Origin of the sequence: Wolbachia endosymbiont (group A) of Bombylius major (assembly GCF_947251895.1) — a bacterium.
Lineage (GTDB): Bacteria > Pseudomonadota > Alphaproteobacteria > Rickettsiales > Anaplasmataceae > Wolbachia > Wolbachia pipientis.
Genome location: NZ_OX366395.1, coordinates 676,187 through 697,000 on the forward strand (window position 1 = coordinate 676,187; position 20,814 = coordinate 697,000).

20 protein-coding genes, 2 tRNA genes and 4 pseudogenes are annotated in these 20,814 nt (G+C 35.0%); 15 read left to right on the forward strand and 11 right to left on the reverse strand.

The genetic code is table 11. The features are described 5' to 3' along the window. Positions 1 to 609: 609 nt before the first annotated feature. The 3 genes from hemC (at position 610) to OPR49_RS03230 (ending at position 3,540) form a co-directional block, all read left to right on the forward strand. Positions 610 to 1,488 carry a hydroxymethylbilane synthase gene (gene hemC, locus OPR49_RS03220; protein WP_265027428.1) on the forward strand — a complete coding sequence of 293 codons (879 nt, stop codon included), beginning with the start codon at positions 610 to 612 and terminating at the stop codon, positions 1,486 to 1,488. Further along, positions 1,479 to 2,366, forward strand: coding sequence for a UDP-N-acetylmuramate dehydrogenase (gene murB, locus OPR49_RS03225; protein WP_265027429.1), 888 nt, complete (start codon positions 1,479 to 1,481; stop codon positions 2,364 to 2,366). Before hemC ends, murB begins: the two co-directional genes overlap by 10 nt. A gap of 85 nt (positions 2,367 to 2,451) precedes the next feature. After that, positions 2,452 to 3,540 (forward strand): IS481 family transposase, encoded by a 1,089-nt coding sequence (locus OPR49_RS03230; protein WP_265027486.1) that lies wholly within the window; start codon positions 2,452 to 2,454, stop codon positions 3,538 to 3,540. Positions 3,541 to 3,550: 10 nt separating this feature from the next. Here the strand turns inward: OPR49_RS03230 and OPR49_RS03235 are convergent, their stop codons facing one another. The 5 genes and pseudogenes from OPR49_RS03235 to OPR49_RS03255 form a co-directional block, all read right to left on the reverse strand. Further along, the gene (locus OPR49_RS03235) at positions 3,551 to 4,204 is read right to left on the reverse strand and encodes a reverse transcriptase N-terminal domain-containing protein (protein ID WP_265027430.1); all 654 of its coding nucleotides are present in this window, start codon (positions 4,202 to 4,204) and stop codon (positions 3,551 to 3,553) included. 450 nt (positions 4,205 to 4,654) lie between these two features. Further along, positions 4,655 to 5,062: pseudogene (locus tag OPR49_RS03240) on the reverse strand (Rpn family recombination-promoting nuclease/putative transposase); the annotation flags it as partial. Between the two features lie 184 nt (positions 5,063 to 5,246). Continuing rightward, a complete protein-coding gene (gene glmS, locus OPR49_RS03245; RefSeq protein ID WP_265027510.1) occupies positions 5,247 to 7,067 on the reverse strand; it encodes a glutamine--fructose-6-phosphate transaminase (isomerizing) in 1,821 nt (606 codons plus the stop codon). A gap of 80 nt (positions 7,068 to 7,147) precedes the next feature. Next, the gene (yajC, locus tag OPR49_RS03250) at positions 7,148 to 7,519 is read right to left on the reverse strand and encodes a preprotein translocase subunit YajC (protein ID WP_265027431.1); all 372 of its coding nucleotides are present in this window, start codon (positions 7,517 to 7,519) and stop codon (positions 7,148 to 7,150) included. Between the two features lie 129 nt (positions 7,520 to 7,648). Next, a tRNA-Asp gene (locus tag OPR49_RS03255) sits at positions 7,649 to 7,725 on the reverse strand. A gap of 191 nt (positions 7,726 to 7,916) precedes the next feature. Between OPR49_RS03255 and rpsB the strand changes: the two genes are divergently transcribed. The 6 genes from rpsB (at position 7,917) to OPR49_RS03285 (ending at position 12,606) form a co-directional block, all read left to right on the forward strand. Beyond that, complete coding sequence (gene rpsB, locus OPR49_RS03260) at positions 7,917 to 8,765, forward strand: 30S ribosomal protein S2 (RefSeq protein ID WP_265027432.1); 849 nt, start codon at positions 7,917 to 7,919, stop codon at positions 8,763 to 8,765. Then, positions 8,746 to 9,606 carry a translation elongation factor Ts gene (tsf, locus tag OPR49_RS03265; RefSeq protein ID WP_265027433.1) on the forward strand — a complete coding sequence of 287 codons (861 nt, stop codon included), beginning with the start codon at positions 8,746 to 8,748 and terminating at the stop codon, positions 9,604 to 9,606. Before rpsB ends, tsf begins: the two co-directional genes overlap by 20 nt. 10 nt (positions 9,607 to 9,616) lie before the next feature. Next, positions 9,617 to 10,360 (forward strand): UMP kinase, encoded by a 744-nt coding sequence (gene pyrH / locus OPR49_RS03270; RefSeq protein ID WP_220468033.1) that lies wholly within the window; start codon positions 9,617 to 9,619, stop codon positions 10,358 to 10,360. 7 nt (positions 10,361 to 10,367) lie between these two features. Beyond that, on the forward strand, positions 10,368 to 10,925 hold the full coding sequence (gene frr / locus OPR49_RS03275) for a ribosome recycling factor (protein WP_265027434.1): 558 nt from the start codon (positions 10,368 to 10,370) through the stop codon (positions 10,923 to 10,925). Positions 10,926 to 11,294: 369 nt separating this feature from the next. Then, a complete protein-coding gene (gene uppS, locus OPR49_RS03280; RefSeq protein ID WP_265027435.1) occupies positions 11,295 to 11,990 on the forward strand; it encodes a polyprenyl diphosphate synthase in 696 nt (231 codons plus the stop codon). Continuing rightward, on the forward strand, positions 11,980 to 12,606 hold the full coding sequence (locus OPR49_RS03285; RefSeq protein WP_265027436.1) for a phosphatidate cytidylyltransferase: 627 nt from the start codon (positions 11,980 to 11,982) through the stop codon (positions 12,604 to 12,606). The genes uppS and OPR49_RS03285 overlap by 11 nt, the downstream gene beginning before the upstream one ends. Before the next feature lie 16 nt (positions 12,607 to 12,622). Here OPR49_RS03285 and OPR49_RS03290 read toward each other — a convergent pair whose 3' ends face one another. Continuing rightward, positions 12,623 to 12,814, reverse strand: a complete 192-nt coding sequence (locus OPR49_RS03290) for a zinc-finger domain-containing protein (protein WP_006279326.1) — start codon at positions 12,812 to 12,814, stop codon at positions 12,623 to 12,625. 68 nt (positions 12,815 to 12,882) lie between these two features. Continuing rightward, a complete protein-coding gene (gene coaD, locus OPR49_RS03295) occupies positions 12,883 to 13,389 on the reverse strand; it encodes a pantetheine-phosphate adenylyltransferase (protein ID WP_265027437.1) in 507 nt (168 codons plus the stop codon). Between the two features lie 81 nt (positions 13,390 to 13,470). Between coaD and OPR49_RS03300 the strand changes: the two genes are divergently transcribed. From OPR49_RS03300 to OPR49_RS03310, 3 genes and pseudogenes are all read left to right on the forward strand, one after another. Further along, positions 13,471 to 13,543: transfer RNA gene (locus OPR49_RS03300), tRNA-Phe, on the forward strand. A gap of 218 nt (positions 13,544 to 13,761) precedes the next feature. Further along, positions 13,762 to 14,625, forward strand: coding sequence for a gamma-glutamyl-gamma-aminobutyrate hydrolase family protein (locus tag OPR49_RS03305; protein ID WP_265027438.1), 864 nt, complete (start codon positions 13,762 to 13,764; stop codon positions 14,623 to 14,625). A gap of 221 nt (positions 14,626 to 14,846) precedes the next feature. After that, positions 14,847 to 15,828: pseudogene (locus OPR49_RS03310) on the forward strand (transposase); the annotation flags it as partial. Between the two features lie 28 nt (positions 15,829 to 15,856). On the opposite strand, the pseudogene OPR49_RS03315 reads toward OPR49_RS03310, so the two are convergent. Then, positions 15,857 to 15,964: pseudogene (locus OPR49_RS03315) on the reverse strand (IS630-like element ISWpi11 family transposase); the annotation flags it as partial. Positions 15,965 to 16,018: 54 nt separating this feature from the next. On the opposite strand from OPR49_RS03315, the gene OPR49_RS03320 reads away from it, so the two are divergent. Continuing rightward, positions 16,019 to 16,180 (forward strand): transposase, encoded by a 162-nt coding sequence (locus OPR49_RS03320; protein WP_265027440.1) that lies wholly within the window; start codon positions 16,019 to 16,021, stop codon positions 16,178 to 16,180. A gap of 20 nt (positions 16,181 to 16,200) precedes the next feature. Further along, a complete protein-coding gene (locus OPR49_RS03325; RefSeq protein WP_265027441.1) occupies positions 16,201 to 16,413 on the forward strand; it encodes a hypothetical protein in 213 nt (70 codons plus the stop codon). Positions 16,414 to 16,658: 245 nt separating this feature from the next. On the opposite strand, the pseudogene OPR49_RS03330 reads toward OPR49_RS03325, so the two are convergent. The 3 genes and pseudogenes from OPR49_RS03330 to OPR49_RS03340 all read right to left on the reverse strand — a co-directional run bounded on the left by OPR49_RS03330 (position 16,659) and on the right by OPR49_RS03340 (position 19,040). Beyond that, positions 16,659 to 17,912 (reverse strand): annotated as a pseudogene (locus tag OPR49_RS03330) (IS4 family transposase). Positions 17,913 to 18,055: 143 nt separating this feature from the next. Then, positions 18,056 to 18,268, reverse strand: coding sequence for a hypothetical protein (locus OPR49_RS03335; RefSeq protein WP_065094866.1), 213 nt, complete (start codon positions 18,266 to 18,268; stop codon positions 18,056 to 18,058). Further along, entirely contained in the window at positions 18,249 to 19,040 is a 792-nt protein-coding gene (locus OPR49_RS03340; RefSeq protein WP_265027442.1) for a hypothetical protein, read from the reverse strand. Before OPR49_RS03340 ends, OPR49_RS03335 begins: the two co-directional genes overlap by 20 nt. A gap of 196 nt (positions 19,041 to 19,236) precedes the next feature. Here OPR49_RS03340 and OPR49_RS03345 point away from each other — a divergent pair, with 196 nt between their 5' ends. Further along, positions 19,237 to 20,442: an MFS transporter gene (locus OPR49_RS03345; RefSeq protein ID WP_406833432.1), complete on the forward strand. Its 1,206-nt coding sequence runs from the start codon at positions 19,237 to 19,239 to the stop codon at positions 20,440 to 20,442. Positions 20,443 to 20,814 lie beyond the last annotated feature (372 nt).

Consider the following 20,814-nt stretch of genomic DNA (forward strand, 5'->3'; position numbering starts at 1 on the left):
GTTTTCTTTGCCTTTTTTTCCACTCAGTAAATTTCTTAACGTTTATAATTTAGGTTAGTCGCATTTAAAAGCGGCTGAATCGTAGCGTTTAGAATAAAAAACGCCAATATTTTGAAGTACATATAAATAACTAGTTAACCATGGGGCTTCTTTTGCCTTTTTTTTCATTTGGTAAATTTCTTAAATATTTATAGTTGCAATTTAAGAGCCCGTAAAGGGTGTCATTCCAGTGCTCCTTTTTTTGTCATCCCAGTGCTTGACACTGGGATCCAGTTTTCCATATAATCTCATCGAAAACATTGTATTTTAACGTAAAACATCTATTTTTATGCTTACCAACTTAATAAAATTCCTGGATCCCAGTGTCTGGGCACTGGGATGACACCATTCTTTTTTCTGGATTCCAGACTGGAATGACACCGTCTTGGATGGAAACCAGTGTTTGGGCACTAGAATCCAGTAAGCTTATTTATGCATATAAAAGGTTATTATTTTGTAAAGTCAAAGTTGCTTTTGGTTTTAAGTTAAAGTACAATAAATGCAAAGGTTTATATAAACTGGATCCAAGTAGTTAGCTACTTGAATGACATCAGACAAACAGTCGTACACATGCTAATAAGAATAGGCACCAGAGGAAGCAAGCTTGCAGTTGCCCAGGCTTTGGAAGCAAAACAAAAGTTGCTGGATTCTTTTCCTAACTTATCTATTGAAATTGTTGAAATAAAAACTTCTGGAGATAAATATGCAAACGCAAATCTTGCTGAAATAGGAGGCAAAGGATTATTCATTAAAGAAATTGAGACTGAATTGCTCGAAAATAATATAGATATGGCAGTTCATTCGCTAAAGGATGTGCCTGCGTTTTTCTCAGGGGGTTTAACAATTCCTTGTGTTTTAGAAAGCCTAAGTCCATGCGATGCGTTTATTTCTCATAAACACAATAGCCTTGAGTCTTTGCCACAACAGGCTATTATTGCCACTTCTGCAATAAGAAGAAAAGTTCAGTTACTAAATTTTAGACCAGATTTAAATATAGTACCGTTGCGTGGAAATGTAACAACTAGATTGCAAAATCAAAGTTTTGATGGAATAATTTTAGCTGAAGCTGGACTCATAAGATTAGAAAAACATCACTTAATTACAGAGGTATTGCCACAAAAAGTTATGTTAAGTGCAGTGGGACAGGGAGCGGTTTGTATTCAATGTAGAAGGAATGATGTAAAAATTATCGATCTTTTAGAGAAAATTAATAATAATATGTCTTTTATAAGAGTGAAATCAGAGCGCAGTTTTATGAAAACAGTGAATGGTTCATGTTTTACACCACTTGCAGCTTTGGCTGAATATGTGAGCGAAAATATGCTACATTTTCGTTGTATGTTAGCAAATGAAAAAGATATATACTTTACTGAGCGCACTTCATTTATAGAAGATGCGGAGAAAATGGGTATGGATGCAGGGTTAGAGTTGAAATCAAAATGCTTATAAGCTTACCTAAAGTACGTGGAGTCTATCGTTATGACATCTTAATGTCTAAAGCAACGTGGTTAAATGTCGGTGGACGAGCTGATATATTATTTAAACCACGTGATATTGAAGATTTAACATGCTTGATTAAAAACACTGAGTTGCCAATTAACGTTATCGGTGCAACATCCAACATAATAGTGCGAGATAGTGGCATTCGAGGAATAACAGTAAAATTGGGTAAGGAATTTTCATATATAAAAAGTAAAGGTAACAACTCTATTGTTGCAGGTGGTGCTGCGCTGCTCAGGAACCTTGCTTACTTTGCAGGAGAGCAACAAATTAGTGGACTTGAGTTTCTAGTTGGAATTCCGGGAACAGTTGGTGGCGGAATAGAAATGAATGCAGGTGCGTATGGTAGTGATATCGCAAGTGTTGTACAATCCATAAAAGCAGTGAATCTAGAGGATGGAAACCTATATGAGTTCTCCAGCGAAGAAATGGGGTATTTTTACCGTGGACATAGCCTAAAAGGAAATTGGATTTTTGTTGAAGCTGAGTTTAAAGGAGTAAACTCAGAGTATGAGCTTATATTACAAAGGTTAAAGGAAATTGTTGAGAGAAAAAATAAAAGCCAGCCAATAAGAGGAAAAACTGCTGGGTGCATATTCAAAAATCCAAAAAACTACCGAGCATGGGAGTTAATTGATAAATCTGGCTGCCTAGGGTTAAATATTGGTGGAGCTAGAATCTCTAAGAAACATTGTAACTTCTTGCTCAATTACGATAATGCAACTGCATCTGACTTGGAAAACCTTGGCAACAGAGTAAAAGATGCAGTAAAGGATAAATTTAATGTTGAACTTGAGTGGGAAATAAGGGTTTTGGGTAGCTATTAGATAGTTTTTATAGTGTATTAAACAGGACTTGATATGACACTTTAAAAAAGTAAGTTAAGAATAATAAAAATAAGGAGTGTTAGAAATGAGTACAATACAAACAAAAATACTAAAACCAAAACTAGGATTACTAGAGCTAGCAAAACAATTAGGAAATGTGTCTCAAGCGTGCAAAGTGATGGGATACTCAAGAGATACATTTTATCGATTCAAGGAGTTATATGAAAATGGGGGAGAAGAAGCATTACATGAAATAAGTAAGAAAAAACCGCTATTAGCAAACAGAGTTTCGGAAGATATAGAAAGAGCAATAATTGGCATAGCTACAGAATTTCCTGCATATGGACAAGAAAGAGCTGCAAATGAGCTGAGAAAAAGAGGTATAATAATTTCCCAAGGAGGAGTAAGATCTGTATGGCTAAGAAATGACCTTGAAACTTTGAAAAAGAGACTTAAAGCACTGGAGGCAAAAGTAGCTCAAGACGGAATCATTTTAACTGAAGAACAACTTGCAGCTTTAGAAAAAGTGAAAGAACAAAGGGAAGCTCATGGTGAAATTGAGACGCAACATCCAGGTTATTTGGGTTCTCAAGATACCTATTATGTGGGCAATATCAAAGGCATAGGGCGCATTTATCAGCAAACTTTTGTTGATACTTATTCCAGAGTTGCAATGGTTAAACTTTACACGGACAGAACAGCTATTACAGCTGCAGATCTTCTTAACGATAGAGTTATCCCATTTTTTGATGAGCAGAGAATTCCATTATTACGCATTCTAACTGATAGGGGTACGGAGTATTGTGGCAAGCCCGAAAATCACGCTTATCAGCTATATTTAGGAATCGAAAATATCGATCATTCTAGAACCAAAGCCAACTCTCCACAAACTAATGGCATATGTGAAAGATTCCATAGAACTATGCAAGATGAGTGTTACAATATTATCTTTAGAAAGAAAATCTACTATTCTTTGGAGGATCTACAGATCGATGTTGATCATTGGTTGCGTTCTTACAATGAGACAAGGCCTCACTCAGGCAAATACTGCTATGGCAAAACACCTATGCAAACGTTTTTTGACAGTAAACATATTGCTTTTCAGAAAAATATTAGTAGCATTAAACAACAGCCTGATATTAGTTTTGACTACGTCAATTCTTCTGTCAGTTAATTCTTCTCTGTCAGATTAAATCTTGTCTTTTACAGCATCCAGAAATATCAGCATCTAATACATATGCTGTTTTCTGTTTGAGCACATCAAATATGGCTTCAATTGCATCATGACATGATCTACCAGGTCTAAAACCATAAGTGTTTGGCTCAAGTTTTGCTTCCCATTCTGGTTCTAAAGCCATTTTTACAAGTGTTTGTTTTGCTCGACACGATATAGTGGGTATACCAAGCGGGCGATGCTCCGATGGCTTACCAGATTTTGGAATCCAGACACGTCTTGATGGCTTTGCTTTTTCTTTTATATCTAAAGAATATGATAGTTGTAATCTTTCTTTTTGATTAAGGTTAGCTTTTCCATCAATACCTGCAGTCTTCTTCCCCCTATTGTCCTGTGTTACTTTCCTAACAGCGAGTGTTTTTGCACTTGTTGATTTGAGTAATAATCTCTGAAGATTATGCATCTTTTTGATATCATTACATTTAGAAGCTTGGTAAATTCGTTTTTGTAGCTTAAATGAAGATTTCTTTAGCTTGCGCCAAGGAATTCCATTCCATTCATACCTAACTTTTTGCTGGTCCATAACATATTCACTACTATTCACCACTTTACCTTCCAAATTAAAGTGTTTACGTCTGCATATCCCAGATATTACTTTGGGCATTAGCTTCTTAAACAATCCTTCCACATAGCAGCTTGTGGTTGGCTACTTACTTATATTTTAATGAATATAAGAGCTTCTATGTGGTTACTCTGTTCCATGGCTTCGTTTCACGTTAAACTTAGATTCCTACTATTTGCCGGAAGCTTGGAACATCAATAACTAAAGTCTTCAATCTTTAGTTCCCTTTTTGCTTCGTACCATTTTGGTCTATGCGTAATTCAATCTCTTTTCGCATATTATGCTTTGACGACAATTCAAACATAGGTTCCTCTCGTAATCATATCTAACTCTGTTTGCAAGGATTCACCATGAGGTTTAGTGTTACCTGCTTTTATCTCATGCTTGCATTCCAGAGGTTGCCACTCTTTGAAATGTGAGATATACATTATCCCTGATGTCTGGGAAGATGGAATTTAACCACCACAAAACCATGACCTTCCAGGTCGCACTGAAGAAAAATAACCAACGATCCACTATGCTTTCTAGCTGTTCTTCCTTAAAGAAAACCTTCTTTAAATCAATGTACTTACCAGATTTATCAGCTTGCCTTGAGTAAGCCTTAGCAGCATATAGTTGAGCTCGTTTTTCGAAGCCTTTATCGCGAGTAAGCTGCATTTCAATCACATACCTGGCCCCACTAGAATCCCTGCAAAGAACATCAACTATACTTTGCTTATCAGATGCAATTTCAGGATCCATTATAGTACTGAGAAATTCCACTTCTTGTATAGTATTTATCTCGGTAAATCCTAAAATATCATTCAAAAAATGTATGAGAATATTCTTATTTTTTTCAGTGCCAAATATTTTTTTGAAGGTTAAATCCAGCTTAGGGTCGAGAAACTTAGATAAAGCCATAGCCAAAGTGCTTAAAAATATTAATAATTATACACACAATTATTCAACCATATTTTTGAAGATAGCTAGTTTCTGTATCTATTTTAAATTGAAGGAAGCTCAAATGAAAGATCGTGTTTTGCTAAAAATCACAGAATGCAGTCTGGTTACCTTAATTAGAAGTTTAGCTTTAACTTTAAATGGACTACTCAACCGTGACAGACTTAGCTAAATTTCTTGGACAATCTGCATCTAACCCTTTTTTTGCTGCAGTAAAGTAAGCAAGGAATTGCATAGCAACACTGTAGATGATTGGAGAGATAAAATTATCAGTGTCTGGAAGTTGCACCACATCTGCGCAAACTCCCCTTAGGAATGGCGCTCCTTGTTTATCACTGAAGGCAATTACTTTGCCTTTTCTTGCAATAATCTCTTGTATATTAGATAGCGTTTTAAAGAATAAATCATCATAAGGGATAATTGCTATAACAAGCACAGTAGAGTCTATTAAAGCAATAGAACCATGTTTCATTTCTCCCGCTGCAATACCAGTTGTATTGATATATGAAAGCTCTTTTATTTTCAATGCGCCTTCCATTGCAACTCCGTATGAACTTCCTCTGCCGATTAAAATAACGTTATTGTGTTCTAATATACTGCCCGATATATGTTGTATTTTCATCACATTCAAAACGTGCTCAACATACTCGGGAATAGAATTGATAGCACTGCTTAGCTGTTTTATTCTCTCTCCACCCAGTATACCTTTTATTTTTCCAAGCTCCACGGCAAAGCATGCTAAAGTTGCAAGTTGCGCAGAAAAGGTTTTTGTTGAAGCAACACCAATTTCTTGCCCAGCAAGAGTATGTGACACAATATCTGAGATCTTTTCAATGCTGCTGCTAAATGTATTAGTTATACTAATGATTGTTTGCTTCTGTGATTTTGCATAACGCAGCGCTTCTATGGTATCTGCAGTTTCACCAGATTGAGAAATGAATAACCCAATACTGCCTTCTTCCAGCTTGACGTTGCTATACCTAAATTCTGATGAGATTTCTAGATATACTCGAACTTGAGCAATACTTTCCAGCCAATACTTCGCTATTAGCCCAGCAAAATAAGATGACCCGCATCCAACTATAGTAATGTAACTCAGCTCAGAAAACAATTTTTTGTTAGCAAATATTACCTCTTTATATTGCTTGTAAAATTGATTTATTGTTTTGTTTAATGCACGCGGTTGCTCAAAAATCTCTTTTAACATGAAGCTAGGGTAACCATTTTTGCTAATTAGAAAATCACTTGGACTACTATTTTCTATACTGCGTTTAACTTGTGTACCATTGTTGTATATACTAACTCCACTAGATTTTATCACTGCAATGTCATCATCTTCCAAATGCGATATTTTTTCCACAAATGCACTTAAAGCATTAGAGTCAGATGCAGCAAACACTGTGTTACAGTTATAGCCTATTGCTAAAGGCAAATTTCTCTTCGCAACAAATAAGGCGTCTGGATATTCTGCAAATAATAAGACCAAGGCAAATGAGCCGTGTAGGTTGTTTAAACACTTAAATAGAGAATCAACTGGCGACAATCCTTCATCAAGATATAAGGTTAGCATGTTTGGTATGATCTCTGTGTCAGTGTCAGTATGGAATGACATTCCCCTTTCTTCTAGACCCTTTTTTAGCAGATTGTAATTCTCAATTATGCCGTTATGAGCAACAACAACATTATTTGTACGAATGGGGTGAGCATTTTTAAGGCCTGGAACTCCATGTGTAGCCCAGCGAGTATGTGCTATACCAACTGTACTGTGAGACATCTTGCTATCATCAACAACTTCACATAACCTTTCGACTTTACCTTCTGATTTTTTGACTTCTATCTTACCTTCGTTATTTATGATTGCTATACCTGAAGAGTCATATCCCCTATATTCCAATTTTTGCAACCCAGTTAGTAAAGTTGGTACTACTGAATCACCGCTACTTACTACACCAAATATTCCGCACACAAATGGATCACCAAACAAACTTTTTTCTAAACATGTTAAGCATTTTTGCCTTTATTACTGGTTGATTTATATTCTTTTTATCATTCTTTCGATTTTACCTTTTTAATTGGTTTAGCTGCTACTTTTTGAGTTTCTTTGCTTAAAACCTCAGATATAGCGGACTTTAGAACTTTTATCTCAACTTTTGGTGCTATTTCTATTATAAATTGTGCATTTGCCTCATCAACTTTATTAACTTCACCTATTATTCCACCAGAAGTAATGACTGTATCACCACGTTTTATTTGATCTATCATCTTTCTATGTTCTTTTAGTTTTTTTTGTTGCGGGCGAATAATGAGAAAATAAAATACCACAAGTATTAAAATCAATGGAATAAAACTAGTAAAAGATGCGCTGATACTTGATGCATTGCTAGTTGCATCTGCTGCAAAAACTTCAGAAATGAACATATTTAATCCTAATTTTTAACGATAAAAATAAACCTATTTAAGTATTAATTGCAATACCATACCATGTCAAGTTTGATGGAAGCATTTCTCAATACTGGTTGCGAATTTTAAATTATGCTAAAACTAATATGGCGGGAGTGATGAGACTTGAACTCACGACCTCATGCGTGACAGGCATGCGCTCTAACCAACTGAGCTACACCCCCCTAATTTCTTTTTAGCGTTTTCGGGCTTCAACTTTAAAGCTAATAAACATGTTGCCCTTTGTCAATATTTTTTGTTTGCGCTTTGCTGTCTTTTCTATTACTATGTAAATAATTTAATTTCACACATGGCTTGTACAAGTAGTCCCATTAGGGTTATGCCATGGAAGATAAACTATTTGGAGGAATGATATATGACAAATTTGCCTAAGGTCACTGTACGTGATTTAGCCGAATCTGGTGTACATTTTGGTCACAAAATTAGTCGCTGGAACGCAAAAATGGCTCCATACATATATGGAGTGCATCAAGAAAATCGTATACATATAATTGATTTGCGAAAAACACTACCATTGCTACAGGTGGCCATGAAGGCTTTATATGACGTTGCATTTCAAGGTGGTCGCATTCTATTTGTTGGTACAAAGTTTCAAGCTTTTGATATTATTGCAAGTGAAGCGATTCGTTGTGGTCAATATTATGTGAATCATCGTTGGCTTGGTGGTATGCTTACTAATTGGGGCACTGTTTCTTCTTCGATAAAAACCTTGATGCAATATGAGAAAATATTAAATGACGAGGATAGCATTTTAACAAAGAAAGAATTGGGAAACATTGAAAAGAAAAAGCAAAAGCTTGATAAGGCGCTTGGCGGTATTAGAGAAATGGGAGCAATTCCTGATATCTTATTCATCATTGATACTAATAAAGAGCATATAGCGGTTAAGGAGGCTAAGAAGTTAGGAATTCCAATAGTTGCAATACTTGATACTAATTCTGATCCAGATGGTATTACTTATCTAATACCTGGAAATGATGACTCAAGAAAATCAATAGAGCTCTATTGTAAATTAGCTACCGACTCTATATTAGCTGGAATAGAGTCTAGTCTAGCAAAATCTGGAGTTAAGATTGATGATATAAGGGGTGATGAGTTTATTCAAGAAAAAGAAGACGGTATTGTGCAAACTAAAAGGAGACGTAATAAAGTTTACAAAGAAGAAGAAAGGGAGGTAATAACAAATGAAGATGAATCCAGATGATATAAGAGAATTACGTGATAGAACAGGGCTTGGCTTAAGTGACTGTAAAAAAGCATTAGAAGAATGTGATGGTGACATCAAGAAGGCTGTTGATAAGTTACGTACAATAGGTCTTGCTAAAGCTGACAAAAAATCTGATAGAATAGCTTCAGATGGACTCGTTGCTATGTGTTTGACTGAAAATTATGGTGCATTGGTTGAACTCAATTGCGAAACAGATTTTGTTGCAAGGAATGAGAAATTTATAGAGTTAGTTTCAAATTTAGCATCAATTGCTCATCAAGAACGCTGTACTAGCGTTGATGAGTTAAAAAATGCCAAGTATGAAAGCATTGGCACAGTGCAGGAAGCTATTATGAATGGTACATCAGTTCTTGGTGAGAAGCTAGAGTTAAGCAAGCTTTGTTACTTAGAAGCTAAGGATGGAGTTATTGCTGGCTACGTACATGGTGATGTGTGTGGCTTAGGTAAGATTGGTGCTTTAATTGCATTGCAATCATCTGGTGATAAGGCGAAGCTACAAGAGATTGGGAAACAAATAGCTATGCATGTAGTTGCTATGAAGCCTGAAGCTTTGTCTATAGATGATTTAGATCAAATGAAGTTGAAAAATGAACGTTCTATAATTGAAGAGCAAGTGAGGGGCTTAAATAAACCTGAAGAAGTAGCAAAAAAAATAGTAGATGGACGAATGGCTAAGTACCATGAAGAAGTTGTTTTACTAGAACAAAAGTTCATAAAGGATGATAAAATGAAGGTTTCTGATTTTATAAAATCAAGCGAGATGAGTGCTATTAAATTATCTAATTACAAGTTACTTGTTTTGGGTGGTGCAAACTAAATGGTAAAAAATGTTTCCCTCAATAAATGAAAAAAGCGAAATAAAATATTCCAGAGTGTTATTTAAAATTTCTGGTGAAGCTTTAATGGGGTCACAGTCTTTTGGCTATGATATGGGAATAATAAGCCAATTGTGCAAAGATATAGCTGATATTAACAGGCTTGGAGTTCAGGTATGTATTGTTGTTGGTGGTGGTAATATCTTTCGTGGCACATCTGCGTCTTTAAGTGGCTGTGAAAGAGCAAGTAGTGATTATATTGGAATGCTTGCAACTATAATCAATGCTTTAATTTTACAAAACTTTTTAGAAAAAAATTTAATAGCTTCTAGGGTATTATCTGCAATACCCATGGCCACTGTATGTGAACCTTACATAAGAAGGAAAGCTATTCGTCATTTAGAAAAAGGTAGAGTGGTAATTTTTGCAGCAGGCACAGGCAACCCATTTTTTACTACAGATACAGCTGCAGCCTTACGTGCTGTTGAAATGAATTGTGATGTTATTCTAAAGGGTACGCAAGTAAATGGTGTATACTCCGCTGATCCGAAAAAAAATGAGGATGCTGTAATGTATGATAGGCTTTCTTACACGGATTTATTGACTCGTGATTTAAAAGTTATGGATGCATCAGCAATTTCACTTGCTCGTGAGAATTCTATTCCAATTATAGTTTTTTCTTTGAAGGGAGAAAAAATAGTCAATATTATTAAGGGTCAAGGTACTTATACTATAGTTTCAGATTGTAAACAGTAGGTAATTTATGTTAAATGAAATAAAAGCTAAAACAAAAGAAAGAATGCTAAAAACTATTCAGTCCTTTCATGATGATATTAAAGGCGTACGCACTGGTAGAGCTAGCGCATCGTTGCTTGATGGTATAGTTGTAAATATCTATGGTGGACATCAAAAGTTAAATCAGGTTGCAGGTGTTTCGGTTATAGATAACAAAACTCTATCAATTAAAATTTGGGATATTAATGTTGTCGGTGAAGTGAAAAATGCTATATTAAATGCCAACTTGAATTTAAATCCTGTTGTTGAGGGCAATACCATACGTATAGCTCTTCCGGACTTAACACAAGAAACCCGTGAAAAATTAGTGAAATTATTGCATCAGTTTGCTGAAAATGCACGGATTGCCATTAGAAATATACGTAGAGATATTATGGAAGAAACAGAAAAAATGAAGGAAAATAAAGAAATCTCAGAAGATGATTTTCATGGTGCTAAAAAGGAAATACAAAATATTACTGATGATAATATAAAAAAGGTTGATGGTGAATTGTCCATCAAAGAAAAGGATATATTGCATCACTAAGTTAATATGAAAGAAGCCTTCAGTAGTGAAAAAGAAAAAATTACATGCAAGGGTGCCATGGAGGTAGCAGGCACACAACCGTACAAACGTTGCAATATTGCACAATATTATACAGTAAATGATGTCATTCCAGTGCCCTCTTTTTTGTCATCCCAGTGCGTGACACTGGGATCCAGCTTTTCATACAATCTCGTCAAAAACGTTTGTTTTAGCATAAGACAGCTATTTTTATGCTTATCAGCTCAGTGTGCTCACTTGCAATCAAATTTCTGGATTCCAGTGTCGGGGCACTGGAATGACACCCTCCTGGTAGCACAATGTTCGTATAGCTGTGTGTCAGTTACTTTTATGACATCGGGTGAACTTTAAATGTTGAATCAAGAATCTTTACCGAAACATTTAGCAATTATTATGGATGGTAATGGTAGATGGGCGAACAATCAAGGAAGGGTAAAAATTGATGGTTATAAAAAGGGCAGTGAAGTTGCATACGATATTGCCAAGTATTGTACGGACTTAACCATACCCTACTTAACTTTGTATGCATTCTCTATGGAGAATTGGCTTAGACCTAAAAACGAAACTGACTGTCTATTTGATTTATTTTACTCTGTCTTAACTAATGAAGATAAAGTCAATTTCATTTGCAACTGTAACATTAAGTTAAATTTTATTGGCAATTTAAGTCTGTTATCCAGTAAAATATTGGATCAAATTAAAAAAGCAGAAGAAATGACACATAAGAACGATGGTTTATTACTCACTGTGGCAGTCAGTTACGGAGCAAAGCAAGAAATTACACAAGCTATAAGCAATATTATAAAAGAAAATATTGATTGTGTATCAGAAGAGGAATTTGAAAAATTTCTATATACTAAAGATTTGCCAAAATTGGATTTATTAATTCGCACTGGCGGCGAAAAAAGGTTAAGCAACTTTTTATTATGGCAAGCAGCTTATGCTGAATTGTATTTTTGTGATACTTTATGGCCTGATTTTTCTTGTCAAGATTTGAGTAAAGCATTAGAAGATTATACAAAAAGAGAGAAAAAATATGGTAGATAATAATTTTATAATTAGAATGTTGTCCTCAATAGTAATATTATTCATATTTTCCTTTGCTACATATTTCAGTGATTTATCGTTTTACCTATTGATTTTTTCAATAGCAGTTTTATCTTCTTTTGAATGGTATAATCTAACCCAAGGAAATAAAATTTTATACGTTTTTGCATTATTATTGATTGCACTACCAAGCGCCTCATTAATATATTTATATAATCTACCACAGGGAAAATACGCATTAGTATGGTTCGTCTTAACCATTTGGGGAATTGACATTACCGCTTACCTATTTGGTAAGAATTTTGGTGGAGCTAAAATTTGCCCAATTCTTAGCCCTGGAAAAACTTGGACAGGACTTCTTGGTGCGATTTTAGCTGGAGTAGTGTGCACAATTTTTGGATCAATATTTTTTGGTCTATTTTCAATTTTTTATTCTCCAATCATTGGCCTTGCAATTGCTATTCTAGCGCAACTTGGCGATTTCACTGAGTCGCTTGTTAAAAGAGCTTACGGTGTTAAAGATAGTGGAAATATGATACCTGGCCATGGGGGAGTGCTCGACCGTATGGACAGTTTCATTTTTACTGCCCCTCTTATTGCTATTTACATAAGCTAAGTCTGCAGAAGTGCCATTAGAGTTCATCCCTAGTCAGCTCCCCAACCGCTTCTACAGTGCAGTCATGGACAAACGTCTTTTCACAATAAGGGCAGGCTATTTCCTCTTCTTCTCCCATATCTAAATATATTAATGGATGGCCAGAACCCTCATCATTCTCATCACCATGACAACAAACTTTTCTATTATTAACCCTCACTTTTGACATGCTGCTCCTTTAGCTTATAACATTTTATATATTGAATATACCCATTCAGAAATAAAAAATAACAAACACTATTCTCCATTTTTTATCCTATTCAGGTTAATCAATTCGTTTTGAACGCCTTTTGATACAAATTTGCTAACATCTTCTCCTAATCTTGCTATTTCCTTTACAAAACTTGATGAGATAAATTGAGTATCTTCAGAAGCGGGAAGAAATATGGTTTCGATTTCAGGAAGAAGTTTATAATTTACCCAACTCATTTGAAACTCGTAATCAAAATCTGACACTGCTCTTAATCCTCTAATAATAACAGAAGCATTCTGCTCTTTGGCAAACTTCACTAGCAACCCATTAAAAGATATAACATCTGCATCAATTCCTAGTCCTTTAATTTCATTTTCAGCCATGCTTGTGCGTAGCTTTGTGTCAAAGGCAGTATGCTTATTAACGTTTTCTGCAACCCCTATTATTAATTTATCGACTAGTTTACACGCTCTTTTGATTATGTCAATATGCCCAAAAGTTATAGGGTCAAATGTGCCAGGGTAGATTCCTGTTCTGTTATTAATGTTCATCCTTTATTTTTATATAAACTACTTTAAAAACTTTTGATAGACATGATAACATTTTTTATCTAAAAATGAAAGTATACAGTTGGCCTGATAGCTCAGTTGGTAGAGCAAAGGACTGAAAATCCTTGTGTCGCTGGTTCGATTCCTGCTCAGGCCACCTTCTCTTTCTTGGCAAACTTGCCTTTTTGTTATAAAATACTCTATATCGTAATATAAATATTAGGGAGGCAAGTCATAGTATATAAATATTATAATAAACTATTTAATATCTTATTAATTATAGTTCTATTATTAAGCAATATTACTTATGCTGGCGTTAGTGAAAAACCGGCATCTCAACATGTAACCAGAAAAGAAGAACCAGCGTCAACTGTCTTGACGGCAGAAAATACAGTAAATAATGACATAGTTGTTGGTTTGTTGAAAACGGAAGAAGCACATGAGCTTGGGCTATCTCAAAATATCTACGAGATGTTTAATAACTTTGGGGTTAAGACTGTACTGATTGATTATAATAAGATAATTAGCCTTAAAAAAATTCAGATAGAGTCACTTAATCTCGCAAAACAAGATGAAACATTGGCAAAAAAGCTAACATTAGACCGAATAAAAGTTGAAGTTGCACAATTCATTAAAGAGCACAAAATAAATAGGATATTTATTCCGGATAATTTACATTCAGCACCCACTCCTTATCGCCAGCTTGTTACTGAAGCAATTGTAAAAATAGTTGATGATAACCCTGCAATTCATTTACTTGGCATATGTGAAGGCATAATGAATGCAAAGGGAATTGAAGTAGTGAGTGTTGTGAGTGATGAAGAGAAGCAAAGATCTCATTTAAAATCAGCACCTAATCCACAGAAAGAGGATGTACCTCTCCAGCAGATAAAGATCGTTCCAAATAGTCGTTTAGCAGAAGTAGTAGCCAAATTCCTAATACCTAATGAAAATGGCTGGTTTTCAACATATTTTCCAGATGCTCATTCAGGAGCAGTAAGTAATACACCAGAAAATAGAAGAAAATTGGAGTCACTTGGATATAAAGTTGCAGCATTTTCCAGTGAGGGGGTAATAGAGGCTATTGAAGATAAGCATGGTAATGTTCACTTTCAAAGTCATCCAGAAGCCCTTGTTGTGAAGTCAGATAAAAACCTCTATTTATCAAATCACAAGGAACGTCAAGTGTCTACACTAGTTGCTATAGCGATTATGAATGATTTTCTTTATCGTGCTTAATGGCTATAGCTTTAGGCTTACCGACGATTTGATAAACGACAGATTTGTCATGTATCCGTTCAGGCAATGGCGTCAACTTAAGGAAAAATATCAGCGATAGTGTATAAAATTTCTCTCTAAATTTTTTATCATTAAATTATCCAAAGAGTGCAAGGGACAGCACTTTTGTTTCTATTTTATTGCAACAAAAAAGTTTAAAATGTGTCTTTTTTAGGTGAGGCATGCAAAAAGGAAAAGATCTTATCTTACAAATTAAAAATGCAATATACTCGAAAACTTTTCAGAAAATCCATTGTGTTGAGTTTTACACGAACAAGAAAACTTCCTTTTTCGACAGTATTTTCTATGATTTTAAAGTTAGTTAAAAAAAGTTTGGGAATAGAATGTGAACTTATGGAGCCATTGACATGTACCCTCAAAGTAAGCTTTTTCTAAAGCAAGGTATAAGATTTGCCATACAGGCTTTCAAGAATTTAAGCATCCAAACAGCCTAAGACTTATTGCAGCAGATGGTTCTGGTATGAGATTACCCAGCTCTGGGGAAATTGTATCCGAGTTTGAACCAAATGGAACAACAGGCACCATTGGCAATTTGTTTGTTGATTTGTGTACTTCGCTGATTTGTAGTGCTCGTCTTGCAGCTTGGAATATAGGTGAACAAACGTTGGCGGCAGAGCAATTACCCGAAGTTATCACTCAAATGCGTTTATTAAATCAAGAGAAATTATTATTTATCTATGATCGTCTTCAGTAAAATTCATTCAGCAGCATTATGATTTGGAAGTAGATTTTATTTTTCGCTTGCAAAAAAGAAATTATAGTAAGCTATGGGAACGCTGGCGAATTAGATTTTGATTTTATATTAGAAAATGAAAAGCTAAAAAATAAAATGAAAGGACAGAAAGTAAGAGTTATAGTGCTGACATTAGCCAACTGAGAAACAGAGTTTTTGACCGAGACTTTGGAGCAAAGCTTATGTGTTAAGGTGGCACATAGAGGAAACGATTCAAAGTAGGAGCAGAGTTAGAGAATTTTTCTGGAGAGGCTGTATTACAAGAATTTTGGGCAAACTTGGTCATGTGCAATATATTATCGCTTCATATGTGTGATGCACAAGGGCCTTGGAACCCAGATCAAATTACTGAGTATCGTTTAAATTTTTCAGTTTTATTTGGTGTAATGAGGCAGAAACTCTATCAGGTATAGCTCTTCTCATAATAGTCAGAACAAATCATAAAAAAGCAGAATCAACAGCTTGACGGAAAGACTGAAAAATAGGGATATTTTTTCTAGCTCTGTTCTTTATAGCAAATCAATGATGCTCAATTTCGTTAAAGTCTTACTTTTACCCACAAATGTAAAAAGTGAGTAAGCTAAATAATTTAGGATCAAAATGATAGAAACAAGTACAAGCGTGCAATATACAGATGGCTTATGGGATAAATGGCTGGAAAGAGAGTTAAAACACATTAATTTGGGAGATATAAGGCTTAATAAAAGACTTATAAAAACAAGTTATTGTATAGAGGGTAAGGCATCTGAATCAAAGCTGTAGTGGGTGGAAAGAAGCTAAGGATGCATATAAGCAATGAAAAGCTTGAAGATAAGGAAATTTATTCTTCCCATTATAAAGAAACTAAGGAAAGAATAAAAGGAAACCAGTTGGTCTTTTCAGTTCAAGATACAAGTTATTTGGATTTTGACTCTCATATAAAGACCAAGAGACTAGGCAGTATTTCTAAAGCTTATACAAAGCATAAAATGGGTTTACTGTTGCATAGTGCCTAGCAAAGACGGATTACCTTTAGGTACACTGCCATTAAGTTAAGGAAAGAATGGTTAAAAACTGAACTAAAAAGTCAGAAATAATTAAGGATTTATGACAAATGCTGAAACAGAATAGAGTAAACTTTAAAGCAGATAAACTCTGAAGTGTAAATTACTTAAGAAATAGTTTGTTTAGAAGTCATTTTACAGGAGCTATGGCAATAAGCTACCCAGTTATTATCAGAAGATATGAATACTACCTCTAGTCAAAATATGTGTTTTCTAACCCTTTTTTGGTAATTGAACGAACGAAGATAAGGTACCTTATGATGATCAACTTTCCTTCCCTTTCTTACCGCCAAAGTGTTCATCAAAAATAGCTTTGATAATTGATCCATAATGCAGTCAGTATCTGATTCCGTAGCAAAAATGTCGAAAGCCAAGTTTTTGATCGCGTTAAATGAGACAGATTTGTTAATGCTCCTCTTAAGCTTATCATCGGTTAAGTCCATATTCAACGCTTCTTCTACATCTTCTGTCATAACACTTTCTAGGTTGCCAATAAAGATAGCTGAAAAAATCCTGTTTAACAGACTCAACACTTTTTCCTGTAAAATTTTCTAGACTTAGTCTTCCTTTGAGTTTTGCAAAAAATGTCTCAACTCCCCAGCGTAAAAAATATAACTCCTTAAATCCTCCAGTTTGAAACTTTTGTTCATCCATTAATGATGTAGCTAACACTTCAATTTCACCAGATGGTAGTACCACTTTGAAGCGTTATTCCACTATTTTCTTGTTTTATCTTACGCTGAGCACATATGGTAACCTCAACACTAGATGGGCTTTTTTCTTCAAACATAGCATTCACTTCATTAAAAGATGATCTGGGACATCGAATGACATAAGCAATTTTTCTTTTTGTAAGGCTAGAAAGAAATTTATAAGATAAATATACAAATCAGTAAGTCATTAGTATTTACAACTTTAAGCATTTCATCTGCTGAGTTAATTTCATGAGTGTTACCTCTATCTAACACTGACCTTATGGCAACATTATTTAGCACATCATAACAAACCGCAAAGGTTGCACTTGCATAATCACCTAAATCTTTTGGTTTTTGGTTACGTATTTTTCTTGAGCCAAATTCATTTTTTATTTCAACGCTTGTTGGTAAAATGATTTTGGAGGCATCAAGAGCTAACACTCTAAAGCCAAAACAAGTTTTAAATTTTTGGTCTTGGTAGTACAAGGAAACCACACCTTCGTTAATTTCTGAAAATGCACTGTGTTTCATTTTTTTTCTTGCTTGACTAAAAGCACTAGCAGTAACGGTATAGTCTTTTTTCCTATATAAAATAAATTCGTTTAGTATTACTTGCAGCGACTTTACACTTTTTCTTAAAATTAAGATAAATATGTCAATAAAAGATAACTTCCTCTTTCTCATAAAATCTTTTGAAGATGATTTATGGGATTCTATAAATTCTAGACTTGCCAATTCATTTTGAATAAATTTTATTACTGCCTTTTTTACTCATACTACCTTTAAACTTATTGGTATACATCATTATCCCATAAAATCTATCTTTTTTCCTTAACTTAATGGCAGTGTGACTTGGAATATCTTCGTGAACTACATTTTCCTCATAACAGATTAGGTACTTATCCCCAGTTGATGTCTTCATGCCTGATGAATTTTGCATTTCGGGTGTCACGTTGGATAGCGAGTTTGACTATCGCTATATCTTCCTCATGTTCAATCGCTTCTTGTATAAACCCCTCTGCTAGCTCTTGAACTGATTGGTTTTTCACTTTAGCCAAGCGAGTAAGATTCTTTAAAACTTTTTCGCTAATGTTAATACCTGAATCTGCCATATGTTTTACCAAAATCTACTACTATAACAATTTTACAACATCTTTCTAAATTTTTCAATAAAAAAAGCAGTTTACGTAGGTACTTTCCACCCATTTCCAGCAGTTTTTTTTCTTCTGCTTCTTCCATTTTAGAGCCTGGTTCTTCATGTGTATCAGTCACAGGTTCTTTTTCTGCTTGCATTATTTTACCTGACATGTACTCCTTAGCTTGCTTAGCGAGCTCGATTACAATAGCTACTCCAATTGTAGTTGCAACCGTAAGTGCTAGTGCATGTATTCCTACTGCAAGCAAGGACTCTAGTGCCGCTGATAAAGATGTTAAGGAATCTATTTTACATATTGGAAAAGCGCCACTTGCAGCGATAAAAGCTCCAACTACAATGTTTCCAATAAACAACAAAGGAGTTAGGAACAAGGGCTGGTAATCGTCAGGCTGTTGAGTCAATCCTTTCCATGTTATTGAAAGCAAAATGTAAGCTACTATTAATGGTATTATGGAAATAGCACCAACGATACCACCTACTATACCTACTACCAGAGGTGACGGAGTAGTAAGGCTTAATATAATAAGTGGGAGAGATATAATTGATAGTATTATAGAAATTACACCTACTGTTTTCAGAAGAGATAGAAATCCTTTTGAATCTAAGTGTTCTTTAATTCCCTTAAATAATATAAAGAAAATGCTTATACACATTATAGCACAAAGTATTACTGCTGATATTTTTATTATAGCTGCTGCTATAAGTGCTGCTAAATAAGCTATATTCATTATAACTTTACCACTAAACTTAATAACACTGCAATTATCACACACCATAATAAAAAAGTCAGCTCCATATGTTTAGGTTGTAAAATCCCAAAAAGCAGCCAGAATAGAATAAGCAAACATTTACGAATTGAATTTAGTGCAAACAAGGGTGTTGATATCAACCATACTCTGCAGAATCGCAATATGGTATGACTACATGCTTTTTATTGATTTGATTAACATAATCAGCAGAGAGTTTTGTTTTGCAAAAGATGTCTACAGTAACATACTGCAATTATTTGGAATTGTAGGGCTAGGTGCAATTGTAAGGCCACTTGGTGCATTCATATTTGGTCACGTTGGTGACAGGTATGGAAGGAGGATAGCATTAATAATTACTATCTTGCTAATATCGATACCATCAAGTCTCATTGCATTTATTCCAAGTCACAATCAAGTAGGTATAATTTCTACTATATTGCTTTTTGCAATCCATATAACACAAGGAATTGCACTTGGTGGTGAACAAGGAAGTTCTGTTTATCTTATAGAGCATTTATCCAGTAGGAAAGAGAACTTAGGGATGTATTTTGGAATGATGGGTTTTGGTCGCTCCATTGGCGTCTTGCTTTCTGCGGTGATAGTGATTATCTGCAAAAAAACTACTGATTTTTGTACCTGGGGTTGGAGATTGCCATTTATTTTCTCAGCTATTTTAGGATTAATTAGCGCGTATAGCATATACACATTGGGAGAAACTCCAGCATATGAAAAAAATCGAAAACAAAGAAATTTACCTGATTTGCCAATAATAGAGCTTATAAAGCGCCACAAGAGAGCTCTTATACTTGCTATTTTAATATCTGTACCTGTTAATGTTGCTGTTGGATTTACCATATTTCTTCGAACTCTCGCAAAGGAAATAGCATCAGTGGATGTTTATGTAACAACATATATCAACGAAATTGTATTGATTATAACCAGTGTATTAATGCCGATATCTTCAATAGCGTTTGGAATGTTGGCTGATAAAGTTGGAAAAGAGCGCACTGCAATCTTATTTATAGCAATTACAATGGCACTGTGTTGTCCTGCGTTATCTATTGCATATTACTATAAAAATTATCTTGTGATTGCGTTGAGCGTAATGGTTCTCTCTATAATAGAAAGGGGTATAGTTCCCATAGGAATAGTTGCATCTGAACTCTTTCCTACCAATGTTAGATTTAGTGGTGTGAGCTTATCACGCAATATCTCTTATGCGTTACATGGAGGATTTACTCCTATGATATGCATTTGGTTTACTATAACATTTCCTCAAGTAAACTTTGCCGCTGGGCTTTATGTAGTCTTTTGCTTATTGATCAGTGTGGTAGCAATATTGCAAATAAAGCTGCAAGATAAAAAATTTGATTGGTCTTAGTTTTCTCTTATGTGATTTGATAGACCGGGAAAGGGTTTCATCTAAGTAGCTGACACCCTGACAACCGTCATCCCGCTGCTTGTTAGCGGGATCTAGAGATACCGTGACGGTATGACGTAGGACTGCTGTCATTCCAGTCTGGAATCCAGAGAAAAGGATGATGTCATCCCAGTGTCCCTGTAATGTCATTCCAGTGCTTGACACTGGAATCCAGCCTTTATTATGCAGCCACTTGGTTAAAATTAAGTTTCTGGATCCCAGTGTCTAGGCACTGGGATGACAAAGGAGGGCAGTGTCAGCTACTCGGATGACACCCTGCTGGTGGACAATGTTTGTATAGTTGTGCGTCACGCGCTGGAATGACGAATTACT

Excerpts from the sequence above, each read along its gene's own strand:
- rpsB (WP_265027432.1), top strand. The coding sequence starts at position 7,917 with ATGACAAATTTGCCTAAGGTCACTGTACGTGATTTAGCCGAATCTGGT.
- OPR49_RS03285 (WP_265027436.1), top strand. The coding sequence starts at position 11,980 with ATGGTAGATAATAATTTTATAATTAGAATGTTGTCCTCAATAGTAATA.
- yajC (WP_265027431.1), bottom strand. The coding sequence starts at position 7,519 with ATGTTCATTTCTGAAGTTTTTGCAGCAGATGCAACTAGCAATGCATCA.
- OPR49_RS03290 (WP_006279326.1), bottom strand. The coding sequence starts at position 12,814 with ATGTCAAAAGTGAGGGTTAATAATAGAAAAGTTTGTTGTCATGGTGAT.
- pyrH (WP_220468033.1), top strand. The coding sequence starts at position 9,617 with ATGTTTCCCTCAATAAATGAAAAAAGCGAAATAAAATATTCCAGAGTG.
- OPR49_RS03320 (WP_265027440.1), top strand. The coding sequence starts at position 16,019 with ATGATAGAAACAAGTACAAGCGTGCAATATACAGATGGCTTATGGGAT.
- murB (WP_265027429.1), top strand. The coding sequence starts at position 1,479 with ATGCTTATAAGCTTACCTAAAGTACGTGGAGTCTATCGTTATGACATC.
- OPR49_RS03230 (WP_265027486.1), top strand. The coding sequence starts at position 2,452 with ATGAGTACAATACAAACAAAAATACTAAAACCAAAACTAGGATTACTA.
- OPR49_RS03345 (WP_406833432.1), top strand. The coding sequence starts at position 19,237 with ATGCTTTTTATTGATTTGATTAACATAATCAGCAGAGAGTTTTGTTTT.
- OPR49_RS03340 (WP_265027442.1), bottom strand. The coding sequence starts at position 19,040 with ATGAATATAGCTTATTTAGCAGCACTTATAGCAGCAGCTATAATAAAA.
- OPR49_RS03325 (WP_265027441.1), top strand. The coding sequence starts at position 16,201 with ATGCATATAAGCAATGAAAAGCTTGAAGATAAGGAAATTTATTCTTCC.
- hemC (WP_265027428.1), top strand. The coding sequence starts at position 610 with ATGCTAATAAGAATAGGCACCAGAGGAAGCAAGCTTGCAGTTGCCCAG.
- uppS (WP_265027435.1), top strand. The coding sequence starts at position 11,295 with ATGTTGAATCAAGAATCTTTACCGAAACATTTAGCAATTATTATGGAT.
- OPR49_RS03235 (WP_265027430.1), bottom strand. The coding sequence starts at position 4,204 with ATGCCCAAAGTAATATCTGGGATATGCAGACGTAAACACTTTAATTTG.
- coaD (WP_265027437.1), bottom strand. The coding sequence starts at position 13,389 with ATGAACATTAATAACAGAACAGGAATCTACCCTGGCACATTTGACCCT.
- tsf (WP_265027433.1), top strand. The coding sequence starts at position 8,746 with ATGAAGATGAATCCAGATGATATAAGAGAATTACGTGATAGAACAGGG.
- OPR49_RS03335 (WP_065094866.1), bottom strand. The coding sequence starts at position 18,268 with ATGGCAGATTCAGGTATTAACATTAGCGAAAAAGTTTTAAAGAATCTT.
- frr (WP_265027434.1), top strand. The coding sequence starts at position 10,368 with ATGTTAAATGAAATAAAAGCTAAAACAAAAGAAAGAATGCTAAAAACT.